The following is a 14,505-nucleotide window of genomic DNA, read 5'->3' as shown; positions in this document are numbered from 1 at the left end:
CTATGAAGCTTTGCAGGCCTCTACAAAAAGCCGGAACAGCCCTATGGCCGCCGGGTCATTCTGCCAGAGATATTCCGGATGCCACTGTACCCCAAGAAAAAAGGGGTAATCCGGCTTTTCTACAGCCTCGATGACTCCATCCGGAGCCCAGCCTACAGGTATAAGGCCCGGAGCAGCATCCTTAATGGCCTGATGATGCTGGCTGTTGACAGAAATACGCTCCAGGCCGCCGGAAGCCTTTGACAAAAGGCTTCCCTTTTTTATATCCACATGATGAGACGGCACGGTATAGTAAAAGGGCTGCTTGTGGGCCAGAGGAAAGGTTCGCTCCATCTGGCTTGGGATATCCTGGTAAATGGTTCCGCCAAGAGCCACATTTAAAAGCTGTATGCCCCGGCAGATACCTAAAATGGGCTTTTTCAGCTCCATGGCAGCTTTAAGGAGGCGGATTTCCATGGAATCTCTGACAGGAGATACATTCCCGCAGGCAGAATGTGTTTCATCCCCAAATAAAAAGGGATGAAGATCCGGGCCGCCGGAAAAGAGAAAGCCGTCACACATGGCGGCCAGCTGGCGCCAGTCCTCGTCGGTGCCCTCCAGAGGAAGAAGGATCGTCAGACCGCCGGCTGCCCGGATTGCTCTGGGATAGGTGGGTCGGAGGCTGGTGTCGTCATTTTCTGTATTGTGTGAAGGTGTGATACCGATGATGGGTTTTACAGGTGTCATAAGAATCCTCCTTAACAAAAAAAGACCACTGCGCGTCTGCCTTTTGGCATATGCAGTGGTCTTTTATGTAGCTGAATTAAGCCTCGATAGCGCCTGTTGGGCAAGCAGCTGCACAAGTTCCGCAGTCGATGCAAGCGTCAGCGTCGATAACGTACTTGCCGTCTCCCTCAGAGATTGCATTTACTGGACATTCGCCAGCACAGGTTCCGCAGCTTACGCAAGCGTCAGTAATTACGTGTGCCATAATGAAAGTACCTCCTTTATTTAATGTATACATTGTTCTTATATTCTATACTAAAACTCTTAATTATTCAAGAGGAAAATGCTGCCGGAAAGGCAGGGGATTGTACAAATTTGAAAGCAATCCCCTATAGTCCCCGGCTTTCCCTCATTCCTTTCAGGATGATCTGGCGGGCTTTTGCAGCTGCTTCTTTTGAAAGAGGAGCAGTATGTTCAAGGGGATAGGGGATTCCCAGATTTTTGTATTTCACCTTTCCCATATCGTGATAGGGCAGTACGTCCAGAGCCTTAATATTGGAACGCATTCCCAGATATTGGCCAAGCCTTAGAAGATATTCCTCCTGGTCAGTGATTCCCGGAACCACTACATGGCGGATCCATACAGGGATTTTCTTTTCCTCAAGATAAGATTCAAAGGCCATCACCGGCTGCTGGGGCTGGCTGCAGAGCTTTTCATGCTCCGTCGGGTCAATGTGCTTGATATCTAAAAGCACCAGATCGGTTACAGCCATCAGGCGGTCAAACTGCTCCAGGACAGCCGGATTTTCCGGATGGAAGGTGATGCCGGAGGTGTCCAGACAGGTGTGGATGCCCCTTTTTTTTGCCTCTGTAAAAAGCTCTGTTACAAAGCGGATCTGCATCAGGGGTTCCCCGCCGCTGACTGTGATTCCGCCTTTGGTATAGAAATGCTTCATTTTATCATACTGGGCTAAAAGCTCCTCCACTGAGGTGAGAGTGCCGCCCTTTGGATCCCAGGTATCGGGATTATGGCAGTAAAGGCAGCGCATGGGACATCCGCTTAAAAATACTACCATGCGGATTCCCGGCCCGTCTACCGTACCGCAGCTTTCAATGGAATGTACCCGTCCTGACATAATGAAAACCTCCGTTTCTTAAAAGCCGCAGGCAGATGCCGGAATGCATCTGCCTGTTCGGTCATCATATGATTAAATAGCGTCGTGGAAGGTTCTGGAAATAACCTCGTCCTGCTGTGCCTTTGTGAGCTTGTTGAAGTTTACGGCATAGCCGGAAACGCGCACAGTGAGCTGAGGATATTTTTCAGGATGAGCCTGAGCGTCCAGAAGAGTCTCTTTGGAAAATACATTTACATTTAAGTGATGTCCTCCCTCAGCGGCATATCCGTCTAACAGGGATACCAGGTTGTCGATCTGTGCCTCGCTTGCTTTTACCATAGTGATTGTCCTCGCTTTCTTAAAAATAAAGTTGGTTAAATGCTGCTTAAGCTTCCTCGCTGTCTGCTTCCGTGTCCAGACCCTCAAAAAGGTTTCCGCCCACTTCACAGCCGGCGCAGCCGTTTAATTCTACTTCCAGGTCGCCCATGAAGACCTGATCGTCCTTTCCAAGTGCTCCCGGAATAATGGAGAATGTGTTGGAAATACCGTCCTGCGCATCACGGAATGGAAGCTTCGCTACAGATGCCAGGGAAGCAACTGCGCCGTGGCTGTCTCTGTGGTGCATAGGGTTGGCGCCTGGTGCAAAGGGCTGTCCGGCCTTTCTTCCGTCAGGAGTAGAGCCGGTATTCTTTCCATAAACTACATTGGAGGTAATGGTTAAAATGGAAGTGGTAGGGATACCGCCTCTGTAGGTGTGATTTCCCTTGATATAGCTCATAAAGGTGTGTACAAGGTCAGAAGCAATCTGATCCACCCGGTCATCATTATTTCCATATTTCGGGAAATCTCCCTCTACAATGTAATCGGTTACAATGCCCTTTTCGTTGCGGACGGTCTTTACCTTTGCATACTTGATGGCAGATAAGGAGTCAGCCACAACGGACAGGCCGGCAATACCGGTTGCAAACCAGCGTGTTACCTTCTTGTCATGAAGAGCCATCTGCAGGCGCTCATAGCAGTAGCGGTCATGGTTGTAGTGGATGATGTTTAAGGCATTTACATAAACGCCTGCCAGCCATTTCATCATATCCTTATACTTGTCCATTACCTCGTCATAATCCAGGTATTCGCTGGTAACGGGGCGGTACTTAGGTCCGATCTGCTTGCCGGAGATCTCGTCTACGCCGCCGTTGATGGCATAGAGCAGACACTTTGCCAGGTTAGCTCTTGCGCCGAAGAACTGCATTTCTTTGCCCACGCGCATACTGGAAACACAGCAGGCGATTGCGTAATCATCACCATGTGTTACACGCATGAGGTCGTCATTTTCATACTGAATGGAGGAAGACTCAATGGAGGTTTTTGCGCAGAAGCGCTTAAATGCCTCAGGCAGCCTTGTGGACCACAGTACGGTCAGATTTGGCTCAGGCGCAGTACCCAGGTTCTTTAAGGTGTGCAGGTAGCGGAAGGACATCTTTGTTACCAGAGGACGTCCGTCCAGGCCGATGCCGCCGATGGACTCAGTTACCCAGGTAGGATCGCCGGAGAACAGTTCATTGTACTCAGGAGTACGGGCGAATTTCACCAGACGCAGCTTCATGATAAAGTGGTCTACAAACTCCTGGATTTCCTGCTCGGTGTACGTTCCTGCCTTTAAGTCGCGCTCGGCATAGATATCTAAGAAGGTTGAGGTGCGTCCCAGGGACATAGCTGCGCCGTTCTGCTCCTTTACGGCTGCCAGATAGCCGAAGTACAGCCACTGGATGGCTTCCTTTACATCCTTTGCAGGCTTTGAAATATCAAAGCCGTAGATGCGTCCCAGCTCCTTTAATTCCTCAAGTGCACGGATCTGCTCGGAAAGCTCCTCCCGCTCACGGATTACATCAGAGTACATAATGGTTCTGGTAGAATCCTTTTCCTCTTTCTTCTCTTCGATCAGAGCATCTACACCGTAAAGCGCTACACGGCGGTAATCGCCGATAATGCGTCCACGTCCGTAGGCATCCGGAAGACCGGTGATGATGTGGCTGGAACGGCAGGCTCTCATCTCCGGGGTGTAGGCGTCAAATACGCCCGCATTGTGGGTTTTTCTGTGCTTTGTGAAAAACTCTACGATTTCAGGGTCTACCTCATAGCCGTTGTCCTGGCAGGCCTTTACTGCCATGCGGATACCGCCGTAAGGCTGCAGCGCCCGCTTAAAGGGTTTGTCTGTCTGGAAGCCCACAATGGTTTCTTTATCTTTATCCAGGTATCCGGGGCCATGAGACGTAATGGTGGAAATGATCTTGGTATCCATATCCAGTACGCCGCCGGCCTCACGCTCTTTGGCAGAGAGCTCCATTACCTGATTCCAGAGAGCCTCTGTATTTTTTGTAGGCCCTTCAAGGAAGGCGTCATCGCCGTCGTAGGGGGTGTAGTTTTTCTGGATGAAGTCGCGGACATTGATTTCATGTTGCCATACACCTGGTGTAAATGTGTTCCATTCTGTTCTCATGGACGTTTCCTCCTGTAAAATGTGATTTGGGGATACTTTTTGGGGTATCTCTTTGAATAAAGTTAGTCTACTATAATTTCATGAAAAAATCTGTTGCAAATGCAACAAATCAATAAAATTGTATACTGTATCCCAAAAAATACATAACTTTAGACAAACAATACTATACCAGAAAAATTGAAAAATGATACAGGAAAATACAGGGCTTGCCAAAAAAAACAAAATGTATTATGCTGATAAAAGCGAATAAAAATGCGCAGAATACTTTTAATATGAAAGTATTACAGATAATAAGGAGGAAAATACAGATGAAGATTGAAAAGACAATGCTCATCGGCGAGCTGATCCAGATGCATGAGTTGATCCCTCAGATGCTGATGGGCGCTGGCATGCACTGCTTAGGCTGCCCGGCTTCTCAGGCTGAGTCTCTGGAAGAGGCCTGCATGGTACATGGGATTGACTGCGATACCCTGGTATCCCAGATGAATGAAATTCTTGCTGATAAGTAAGACAGGTCTGCATATGCGGAGACAGGATAGGGCTGCTTTAAGATGCTTTTGGGGCATTTAAGGCAGTCTTATTTTTACGATAGGAGGTATTTGGAGAAATGGGGCGTTTTAAACCCTTTGCAGCCTGTGTGTTTCCGGCCGTATTTGCCTTTGCGCTCTCCGGGATCTATGCGATCGTAGACGGATTTTTCGTAGGACGCAGCATTGGAGATACGGGACTTTCGGCCATCAATATTGCATATCCGGTCACTGCCCTGATCCAGGCAGCGGGTACAGGGATCGGTATGGGAGGAGCGGTTATGTATTCCGTTCGTCTGGCAGAAAAGAGGGACAGCGAGGCGGAGAATTTTATGAAGGGCGTCTTTTTTTATCTTGCCCTTACAGGCATTCTGCTTACAGTCATTTTATTTCCCTTAACAGACCCTCTGCTGTCCCTTATGGGAGCAGATGGAGAGCTGATGAAGCCCGGACGGGAATATCTGTCCGTTATTGTTCTGGGTTCTGTTTTTCAGGTCTTTGGAACCGGCGTTGTACCGCTGATCCGCAATCAGGGAAAATCGATACAGGCCATGTACTGTATGATCGGCGGTTTTGTGACTAATATTTTTTTAGATTATCTCTTTGTCTGGGTTTTACGGCTTGGAATGGCGGGAGCGGCCTGGGCCTCTGTGGCAGGACAGGCCGTCACCATGGCAGGCGGCCTTTTGTGTATGAGAGGGCAGAAAATCCCGGTGGGGATCCCGCGCCAGGCGCTTTCCGTTTTTTTCAGCATTTGGCGGATCGGGCTGGCTCCCTTTGGAATTACCATGTGCCCGATGATTTCGCTGCTCCTTATGAACCGGGCGTCCCTTCAGTACGGAGGTTCTGAAGGTGTGGCCTGCTATGCCTGTATTGCCTATGTGATCACAATTATGTATCTGATCCTTCAGGGGGTGGGGGATGGGAGTCAGCCTCTGATGAGCCGCTTTTACGGCGAGGATAATAAAAAAGAGGTCCGCATTACGCGGACCATGGCATATGCAGCCGCCGCCGTCATGGGAGTGGCGCTGGCAGTGCTTTTGTATTGGTGCAGAAACGGGATCGGAGTTCTGTTTGGAGCATCCGAAACCGTATCTCTGGCAGTTGGAACGGATCTGTATATATTTCTGGCGGCGGTGCCGTTTCTGGCCTTTCTGCGAGTTACAACTGCCGGCTTTTACGCCACAGAACAGACCCGATTTTCCTATATGATCGTTTATGGAGAACCCATATTTTTAGCCCTTCTGCTTCCTGCGCTCCCGGCCTGGATGGGATTAAAGGGCGTCTGGTGGAGCCAGACCGGAGCCCAGATCCTTACGGCCCTTATGGGCTGGGGGCTTAAGCTCTGGTCAGACCGGGTGCATGGATACACTGCAGATGCGGTTTAATCCAGATCCTTTGGCAGCAACAGATTCAGTGTCACTGCAGTAAGGGTAGCGATTACTACGGGAGAGGTTCCGAAAATGGTTTTCGCCCATTCCGGGAACTGTGCGAAGCAGTCTGCTACCTGGATTACGCCGATGCCCAGGGCAACGGATAAGCCTACAACGGCTGTATTTCTGGTATTAAGTCCTCCTTTTACCACAAGCTTGATGCCGGTCATGGCGATCATGGCAAATACGGATACGGTAGCGCCGCCCAGTACGCAGGAGGGAACAGTAGTCAGCAGGGCAGAAAACTTGGGAATCAGTCCTACCAGCACGATTATCACTGCAGCCAGTCCCAGAACCACGCGGTTTACGACCTTTGTCATGATGACAATACCTACGTTCTGGCTGAAGGTTGCAGTAGGAAGTCCGCCGAAGAGGGAGCCGATGATACTGATGATACCGTTTCCGATGATGCCTCCGGACATTTCTTCAGATTGAACCGGACGGTTTAATCCGCTGCCTGCGGTTGAAGTAAAGTCGCCCATGATTTCCAGAGAGCCCACCACAAACATGATCGCCATGGAAATGATGGCTGTAATGTCAAATTTCATTCCGAAGTATAAGGGTGGGGTGAACTGGAACCAGCTGGCCTCGCCTATGCTTTCAAAGGAAACCATTCCCAGCGCAAGTGCTGCCAGATAGCCGCAGACAATGCCGATGAGGATAGAGGCCATTTTGCAGATTCCTTTTGTAAAATAGTTAAAAAAGGTTACGATTACCAGTGTAAAGATTGCCAGAGCCCAGTTTTTTACGCTTCCGAAATCCGGCGCTCCGGAGCCGCCCGCCATATAGGTAATGGCGGTAGGGTACAGGGAAAGTCCGATGGTAAATACCACTGTTCCCGTTACCAGAGGAGTGAAAATTTTACTTAGCTTATTATAAAATAATCCTACAAGGATTGCCACAAAGCCGCCTGCCAGCTGTGCTCCCAATATGGTGGGCATTCCGAACTGTGCTCCCAGGGCAATCAGCAGGGGCACATGGGCAAAGCTGGCGCCCATGATAACGGGAAGCCCTGAGCCGCAGAGCCGGAAGGGTGGAAAGAGCTATATGAGTGTGGCAAGCCCGGAGATCAGCAGAGAGGCCTGAATTAAGCGGACCTGATCGGATGCGCTTAATCCGGTGACTCCGGAAAGAATAATGGCCGGTGTAACGCAGCCCACGATCATGGCGATTACATGCTGGGCGGCCAGAGGAAGGGCCTCTGAAAACCGCGGGATGCCGTTTACTTCTGTTACTTTAGCGTATTGCTTCTGACTCATTTTACCTTCTCCTTTCTGTGGACTGTGGCCTTATGGCTGATTGAGATAGTCAGTCACAAGAGCATTTGCCTCCTCTGTAACCTTCTCTTCATCAATTCCGGTGAGCTTTCCTTCTTTCACCACAACATTTCCATTTACAACCGTATAATCCACGCTGCTCTTTAAACCAACGGTGCAGAGCATGGAGGTTACGTCAAACTGAGCGCTCACCAGCTCCAGCCGGTTTAAGTCAACAAGGAAGAAGTCGGCAGCCATACCGGGAGCAATCCGTCCCAACTTTTCACGGCCTAAAAGGCTGGCGCTGCCTGCAGTTGCCATTTTTAAGATATCATATCCGCCGGGGGCCTGATTGCTGCTGTTTAAGCGGTGGAGAAGGTAGGCCACGCGCATTTCCTCCAGCAGGTTGGAGCCGTCATTGCTGGCGGAGCCGTCTACCGCAAGGCCTACGGGAACACCCAGTTCAAGCATCTGAGGAATCTTCGCAATGCCTGAGGACAGCTTCATGTTTGAAATCGGACAGTGGGCAACTCCGGTTTTGGTTCGGGCCAGATATTTAAGCTCTTCATCAGTAAAATGAATTCCGTGAGCATACCATACGTCATCCCCTGTCCAGCCCAGGCTTTCCATATATTCCAGAGGGCGCATATGAAAATGGCTTAAGGTGAAATTTTCCTCATCCTTCGTCTCTGCCAGATGGGTGTGGAGGCGTACCTTCAGCCTGCGGGCCAGCTTTGCAGATTCGCGCAGCAGCTCTCCGGATACGCTGAAGGGAGAACAGGGAGCCAGAGCTACCTGATGCATGGCATAAGGGTCCGGGTCATGGAACTTCTTTACGGCCTCTTCGCAGTCGGAGAGGATTTCATCCACGGTCTGAACCACGCTGTCAGGAGGAAGCCCTCCATCCTTTACGCTTAAATCCATGCTTCCTCTGGTGGCATGGAAACGGATGCCCAGGGCGTCGGCGGCTGCAAACTGGGCGTCCAGAATTCCCTTATTATGGCCCTTTGGGAATACATAGTGGTGATCCAGACAGGTAGTACAGCCATTTTTAAGCAGTTCGCCCATACCTGTAAGAGAGCTGTAGTATGCTACGTTCTCGTTTACATTTTTCCATATTTCGTATAAAGTTTTCAGCCATGGAAACAGCTCCATGTTCTGTACCTGAGGTAAATTCCGACTGAATGTCTGATATAAATGATGGTGTGTATTGATTAAACCGGGATACATCACCATATGGGATGCGTCGATCACATCATCCGCTGTCATGTCCTCCTGCCCGATCCGGACAATGATTCCATCCTGTACCAACACATTTACGCCATTCAGTACGCGGTCATCTGTGTCACATGTTACAAGATGTTTTACATTTTTGATAAGCAGTGTTTTCATATCACTGACCTCCTTAAAATCATCTGTGCATCATTGACTATATGACTGGTATACTGCTGGCGGTAAAAGGGAAACCATAAACCCAGCTATGTTTTAGACAGCTATATAGATATGATCTTGTCAAAGAACGATGCTTATGCAGCGGACGCCGCATGTGTTACAATTATAACAATCAAAATCAGGAGATACAATGTCAATAAGTACAGAATAAAACTTAAAAAATTGGTGATATCTCACAAAAATTGGTAAGAAAAAGACAGCTCCCAACAGGAAGTTGCCTTTGAAGAATATGTGGAGTACAGGCTATATGCTATCCGATCAGCTGCAGCTTTTTAAGCGCATCCTCCCGGATGACGGTTTCATAATGTTCCTTAAAGTAGGCTTCACCTGCAGAATCTCCGGCCAGTTTTTTGCCATATTCTGCCAGTATGTTGCATATTCTTGAGAAACCGTGTTCATCTGAATCCCTGCGATCCAATACCAGATAATACTGGCGTGTTCCGGGCTTTTTATAAAGTGCATTGGCGACTGTGCAGATATCAGCGACAGCGGCTGCGGCTTCTGCTGCACGATCCAGATCCTCAAATAGAAAGATCCTCAGCGGTTTTCCGATCTGTTTTGTGGAAGCGGTTTCACTATCAGCAGGAACCTGAGGGCTGTCCGTCATATCAGCCATATGCTGGGAAAGAAGGCGTCCCAGATCACCGGCTCCCTCTAAAAATTCTCCGGCCGGGTCAGGCAGGATCTCTTCCTGTGTTTCTTCTGCAGCAGGAGAGAACCGGGCAAACCGTGTGTCAAGCTCTTCGGGATCCTCTATCTTAGTGATCACCAGCATAATGCTTTCAGAAGAAAGAGGAATGGCCTCTACCATCAGGGGAATATCCTCTGCTTCAAAACCTACTTCATTGGAAGCGCGCTGAATCATCTCGCGGAACAGCTTTTTTGCTTTTTCCGTACCGTAAGCCAGTTCGACAATATTGATATTACGGGCGCTCAAGTCAAAGCTGGTGAGCGTACACCGTATTTGATTTTCGTTGATTCGTTCTATCTTCATCGGATCACTTCCTGTTCTGTATATATTTAAAAATGGGTAAACTTCTACAACATAAATATACTACATAACAGGGGGAAATATCAACTGTTTTTCGGTGGTTATCCTCTCGACCATAGACAAGTTACAAAAAATAGAGTAACATTTCCACATGAGATGATATTGTAACGAAAGGAGGGGGAGACAGAGAAGGAGATACTGTTTGGTAAGTATGAATTGATCCAAAAAGCAGGCTCAGGACGTACAGGTACAGTCTGGAAGGCCCGCCATCTGGGGCTGAATGAGTACCGGGCGGTTAAATGTGTGCCCAAGTACAAGGTGGATCACGCTGCTTTCTGCGCGGAGGCCATGGTGCTGAAGAATCTCGATCATCCGGGGATTCCGCTGGTTTATGACTTGGAGGAGGATGCAGATTACTTTTATCTCATTGAAGAATATCTGGAAGGCTGTTCTCTATATGCCCTGATAAAAGATCAGGGTACACTTCAGGAAGATTTGGCAGTTCGGTATGGACTGCAGATCTGTTCTCTTGTTGAATATTTACATCATTCTTGCAATCAACCCATTTTACATTTAGATCTACAACCGAATAATCTGATCATCTGGAATGATACGGTGCGCCTCATTGACTTTGATCATGCGGCGGATCGGATCAGTGCCAATGCCGCCAGAGTACGATACGGCACAGAAGGCTGTGCAGCGCCTGAGCAATATACCTCAGACCATCCGTTAGATGAACGGACAGATATCTATGCCATTGGTGCGGTCCTTCGATTTATGGTAAAGGGAACCCTGAAGCCGGACGCTGAAAACGGACTCATGCTGCGGGAACCTTTGGAGGCGGTGATCAGAAAATGCATGGAACCGGATATGGAGCTGCGTTATCAGACTGCGGCGGAGACAGGAAAAGCTCTGGGACAGCTTTTGGCTGCAGAGCAGGCAAAGGGGTGTCTGAAAAGGGATCAGAGGAAAGCAGAAGAAAAGTCGATATCATCTCACAGGATCATCTTGACGGGGAACCGGCCCGGAGCAGGTGTGACCCATCTGGCCCTGGGGCTTTGCATTTATCTAAAAAGCCATGGAGTCCGCGTGCTGTATGAGGAAAGGAATCGTACAGGGGCTGTAAGGAATCTTGCAAAGGCTCTGGGGGGAGTTCGAAGCGGAAGGGACGGGATCCTGAATATGAAGGGGCTTGATATCATGCCCTGGTATGGTCCGGCGGCCTGTTTTGAGGAGCCGAAACGGGACTTTGATATTATACTAAAGGACTTTGGAACAGACTGGAGAAGCGCTGGAGAGGATTTAAAAAGAGAAGGCGGGGTCTGTCTTGGAATTGTCTGTCAGAGCCTGTGGGAGAGGGGATTGACAGACAGGATGGCAGAGGAGCTGATCGGACTGGAACCGGTGCTGCAGAAGCCATATCCCTTGATCCTGATAAAACGCGGGACAAAAAGGAGGGGAGAAAAGCCTGGGAGCCTGTATAGAAGGGCAGCTGTATTTGCCAGTCCATATTATGAAGATCCGTTTCATCCTGATTTGGTGGCGGCAGGTTTTTTTGAGGCTGTCTGGAAGGAAATTTCTCTTTTCCTGCCTGCCGGGAAAATGGAAGGGGGAAGGAGAAAATGCTGGGGAAAAAGTCGCCGGCAGTAAATACGCGCAGTCCAAGGATAACCGGTATCTGCGGGGCGGGAAGGTCTGTGGGAACCACTCATCTGGCAGTTTGGAGCGCTAATTATCTGGCAAGCTGCTGTCAGAAAAAGACAGCGGTGGTGGAGTGGAGTTCCCATAGTGATTTTGTCCACCTGTGTCTGGATGATAAAAATGGACAGACTGCCAGGGCTTTTCGGCTGTTGGAGGTAGATTATTACCCACAGGGAGAAAAGGAAGCTCTGGCATCCTGTATCCGATCCGGATATGAAGAGATACTGATCGATTTTGGCCCCGTGAGACAGGAAATACGCGCAGAATGGTTCCGGTGCCAGATACGGATTCTGACAGCATCCCTGTCAGAATGGAAGCTTGAAGCATTTTTGGAATTTCTTGCAGAGGAAGAAGAACTGGGAAAAGGATGGAATTGTATGGCTGCCTTTGGCAGTAAGGCCATAAGACATGAGATAGAAAAGCAGTTTCGGATTCCGATAGAGAAAATTCCGTTTTCAGAGGATGTATTTCAGGTAGATAAAACAGCCATGGCGTGGTTTGGAAAACGGTTTCCATGATTCGGCCTGTACAGAAGAAAACCGGTTTCCGTTGCAAAAGAGAATATCAGCAGTTGTTTTTTTCTTAAAGGGAGTATATGTCACGTTTTGCCTCCAGACTGTAAGAAAGGAACATCTGCAGGGAGGTTATATAATGTATGGTAAAGAATCTGGAGAAGTCAGGACACAGCAAATGAACTATCTGGATGGTCTCAGGCGATTCAGAGATAAGGGAGTTTCTGTTCTGGTAGATGGGATGGAATGTCTGGAAGAAGAATGGAGCCGCATTTTTGAAACGGGAGAGGACGGAGGTTTCTACATGGGGGATTTTATCTGCTCAGAACAGGGCAGCTTAAAGGAAATCCGTTTTGACCGAGTATACTTGACAGATTCCGGACAAACCAGAAGATAACAAAAGAGGCTGCAATAGCCTGTACATATTCAGATACCGACGGAAGCTGCTGCCGTATGGGACAAGAAGATACCGTCCCGGCCTGCAAGCAGGCAGCAGCTTACCGGCGGTATTTTTGCGTGCACATATTTTTTGCTCCTCTTTCCGGGGATTCTATGATAAAATAGAAACCAGATATACGGACGGGGCCTTTTGGGGCGCACAGACAGGATCGGAGGAAAAAATGAGGAGCAGAAGAAGAAAAAGACGCAGTTTCGGCCCGCTTCTTGCGGTGGTTTTTCTCCTTCTTCTGATTGCGGGAGCAGCGGCAGGCTTTGTGATCGGAAGACGGTATATGCCGGGAAAAGAGATGGCGGATAAGGCAGAGTTATTTCATATAAAGGGCAGTCAGGTGGCGATCCTTTTAAATAATGAGCTTCAGGAAGAAAAAGGAATTTATGAAGATGGACATGTATATCTGCCCATAAGCTGGGTAAACGAATATGTGAATGAGCGGTTTTACTGGGATGAAACGGAAAAGCTGCTGGTATATGCGCTGCCGGAGGAAATTGTATACGCGGATGAGTCCGATATGGGAGAACAGGGGCCTCTTTTGAAGGTAAAAGAAGGGGAAGCATACCTGTCGTTGGGACTGATCATGAATTATTCAGATATCCGTCAACAATCCTTTGATACCAGCCAGATCAAACGTGTATTTATAGACACGGTATGGGGGACTGTAAAAACCGCTCAGGTCCGCAAAAAAAGTATCCTCAGGGTAAAGGGCGGAATCAAGAGCGACATCATTACAGAGCTTTCTGAAAAAAGTACAGTTCAAGTGCTGGAATCTATGGATAAATGGTCTAAAGTGAGAACGGAAGACGGTTATATCGGATATGTGCAGAACCGGCGTCTGGAAAAGGAACAGGAGATCACGCCTCAAGGTCGGTTTGAAGCGCCAGTTTATACAAGCATTTCCATGGATGAAAAGGTGCGTCTGGGATTCCATCAGGTTACCAGAAAGGAAGCAAACAGCACTCTTAAGGAATATGCACAGACGGCAGAGGGGATGAATGTGATTGTTCCCACCTGGTTTAATGTGATTGGAAATGACGGCACTTACACTTCTCTTGCCAGCAGGGATTATGTGGAACAGGCCCATGATATGGGGCTTAAGGTATGGGCTATGGTGGAAAATGTGAGCACTAAAGAGAGCGTGAAAGAGCTGGATACAAAGAAGCTTATGTCTGTGACCTCTAACCGCAGAAAACTCATTGAAAATCTGATGAAAGAGGCAGATACCTATGGGTTTGACGGTTTCAATCTGGACTTTGAAAGCCTGAAGGCAGAAGCCGGTCCCCATTATGTTCAGTTTATCCGGGAAATGTCTGTGGCCTGCAGAAAAAAAGGGCTGGTGCTTTCGGTGGATAACTATGTGCCATCAGCATATACCGCCTTTTATAACAGGAGAGAGCAGGGGATCGTAGCAGATTATGTGATCGTTATGGGGTATGATGAGCATTATGCCGGCGGCGAGGCAGGTCCCGTGGCATCCCTTCCCTATGTAGAAAAGGGCATTGCAGATACGCTGAAAGAAGTTCCGAAGGAAAAGGTGATCAACAGTGTTCCTTTTTATACAAGGATATGGACGGAAAAGGATGGAAAAACCACATCCAAGGCCTATGGGATCCGGGATGCAAAGAACTGGATTAAAGAAAACAATATAGAACTGGAATGGCTGGATGACCTGGGAGTATATTATGGGGAGAGCTCCAATGAAAACGGAGTACAGTCCGTCTGGATGGAGGAGGAGAAGTCGCTGGGGCTTAAGGTCGATCTGATCAATGAATATGATCTGGCGGGAGCAGCCTGCTGGAAGCTTGGCTTTGAGGATCGCTCCATCTGGGAAATCGTGTCTCAGGTAAAATAGAAACAGTCAATAG

At 48.6% G+C, this 14,505-nt stretch carries 13 protein-coding genes and 1 pseudogene; 6 read left to right on the top strand and 8 right to left on the bottom strand.

Going from position 1 to position 14,505, the window contains the following annotated elements:
- From WKT10_RS05260 to pflB, 5 genes are all read right to left on the bottom strand, one after another.
- A complete protein-coding gene (locus WKT10_RS05260; protein ID WP_337434436.1) occupies window positions 1-726 on the bottom strand; it encodes a gamma-glutamyl-gamma-aminobutyrate hydrolase family protein in 726 nt (241 codons plus the stop codon).
- 76 nt (window positions 727-802) lie between these two features.
- The gene (locus WKT10_RS05255) at window positions 803-970 is read right to left on the bottom strand and encodes a DUF362 domain-containing protein (RefSeq protein WP_066543204.1); all 168 of its coding nucleotides are present in this window, start codon (window positions 968-970) and stop codon (window positions 803-805) included.
- 124 nt (window positions 971-1,094) lie between these two features.
- Complete coding sequence (gene pflA, locus WKT10_RS05250; RefSeq protein WP_066543201.1) at window positions 1,095-1,841, bottom strand: pyruvate formate-lyase-activating protein; 747 nt, start codon at window positions 1,839-1,841, stop codon at window positions 1,095-1,097.
- A 72-nt stretch (window positions 1,842-1,913) separates the two neighbouring features.
- Window positions 1,914-2,159 (bottom strand): autonomous glycyl radical cofactor GrcA3, encoded by a 246-nt coding sequence (grcA3, locus tag WKT10_RS05245; protein ID WP_066543199.1) that lies wholly within the window; start codon window positions 2,157-2,159, stop codon window positions 1,914-1,916.
- A 46-nt stretch (window positions 2,160-2,205) separates the two neighbouring features.
- Complete coding sequence (gene pflB / locus WKT10_RS05240; RefSeq protein ID WP_066543194.1) at window positions 2,206-4,314, bottom strand: formate C-acetyltransferase; 2,109 nt, start codon at window positions 4,312-4,314, stop codon at window positions 2,206-2,208.
- A gap of 308 nt (window positions 4,315-4,622) precedes the next feature.
- Between pflB and WKT10_RS05235 the strand changes: the two genes are divergently transcribed.
- Window positions 4,623-4,823 carry a DUF1858 domain-containing protein gene (locus WKT10_RS05235; RefSeq protein WP_066543193.1) on the top strand — a complete coding sequence of 67 codons (201 nt, stop codon included), beginning with the start codon at window positions 4,623-4,625 and terminating at the stop codon, window positions 4,821-4,823.
- A 98-nt stretch (window positions 4,824-4,921) separates the two neighbouring features.
- The gene (locus WKT10_RS05230) at window positions 4,922-6,229 is read left to right on the top strand and encodes an MATE family efflux transporter (protein WP_340275936.1); all 1,308 of its coding nucleotides are present in this window, start codon (window positions 4,922-4,924) and stop codon (window positions 6,227-6,229) included.
- Here WKT10_RS05230 and WKT10_RS05225 read toward each other — a convergent pair.
- The 3 genes and pseudogenes from WKT10_RS05225 to WKT10_RS05215 form a co-directional block, all read right to left on the bottom strand.
- A pseudogene (locus WKT10_RS05225) lies at window positions 6,226-7,533 on the bottom strand (uracil-xanthine permease family protein). The gene WKT10_RS05230 and the pseudogene WKT10_RS05225 overlap by 4 nt on opposite strands.
- A gap of 30 nt (window positions 7,534-7,563) precedes the next feature.
- On the bottom strand, window positions 7,564-8,922 hold the full coding sequence (locus WKT10_RS05220) for an 8-oxoguanine deaminase (protein ID WP_340275933.1): 1,359 nt from the start codon (window positions 8,920-8,922) through the stop codon (window positions 7,564-7,566).
- A 310-nt stretch (window positions 8,923-9,232) separates the two neighbouring features.
- Window positions 9,233-9,976: an adaptor protein MecA gene (locus WKT10_RS05215; protein WP_066543189.1), complete on the bottom strand. Its 744-nt coding sequence runs from the start codon at window positions 9,974-9,976 to the stop codon at window positions 9,233-9,235.
- 213 nt (window positions 9,977-10,189) lie between these two features.
- On the opposite strand from WKT10_RS05215, the gene WKT10_RS05210 reads away from it, so the two are divergent.
- The 4 genes from WKT10_RS05210 (at window position 10,190) to WKT10_RS05195 (ending at window position 14,492) form a co-directional block, all read left to right on the top strand.
- Window positions 10,190-11,623: a serine/threonine protein kinase gene (locus WKT10_RS05210; RefSeq protein WP_066543187.1), complete on the top strand. Its 1,434-nt coding sequence runs from the start codon at window positions 10,190-10,192 to the stop codon at window positions 11,621-11,623.
- Window positions 11,596-12,192 (top strand): hypothetical protein, encoded by a 597-nt coding sequence (locus WKT10_RS05205; protein ID WP_337434440.1) that lies wholly within the window; start codon window positions 11,596-11,598, stop codon window positions 12,190-12,192. Before WKT10_RS05210 ends, WKT10_RS05205 begins: the two co-directional genes overlap by 28 nt.
- Before the next feature lie 133 nt (window positions 12,193-12,325).
- Window positions 12,326-12,583, top strand: coding sequence for a hypothetical protein (locus WKT10_RS05200; RefSeq protein WP_096807380.1), 258 nt, complete (start codon window positions 12,326-12,328; stop codon window positions 12,581-12,583).
- A 223-nt stretch (window positions 12,584-12,806) separates the two neighbouring features.
- Entirely contained in the window at window positions 12,807-14,492 is a 1,686-nt protein-coding gene (locus WKT10_RS05195; protein ID WP_340275925.1) for a glycosyl hydrolase family 18 protein, read from the top strand.
- Window positions 14,493-14,505 lie beyond the last annotated feature (13 nt).

Source organism: Enterocloster sp. HCN-30185 (genome assembly GCF_037890305.1).
Classification (GTDB): Bacteria; Bacillota; Clostridia; order Lachnospirales; family Lachnospiraceae; genus Enterocloster.
The sequence above is the reverse complement of the archived record's forward strand: the minus strand, read 5'-3'. Positions and strand labels throughout refer to the sequence as shown.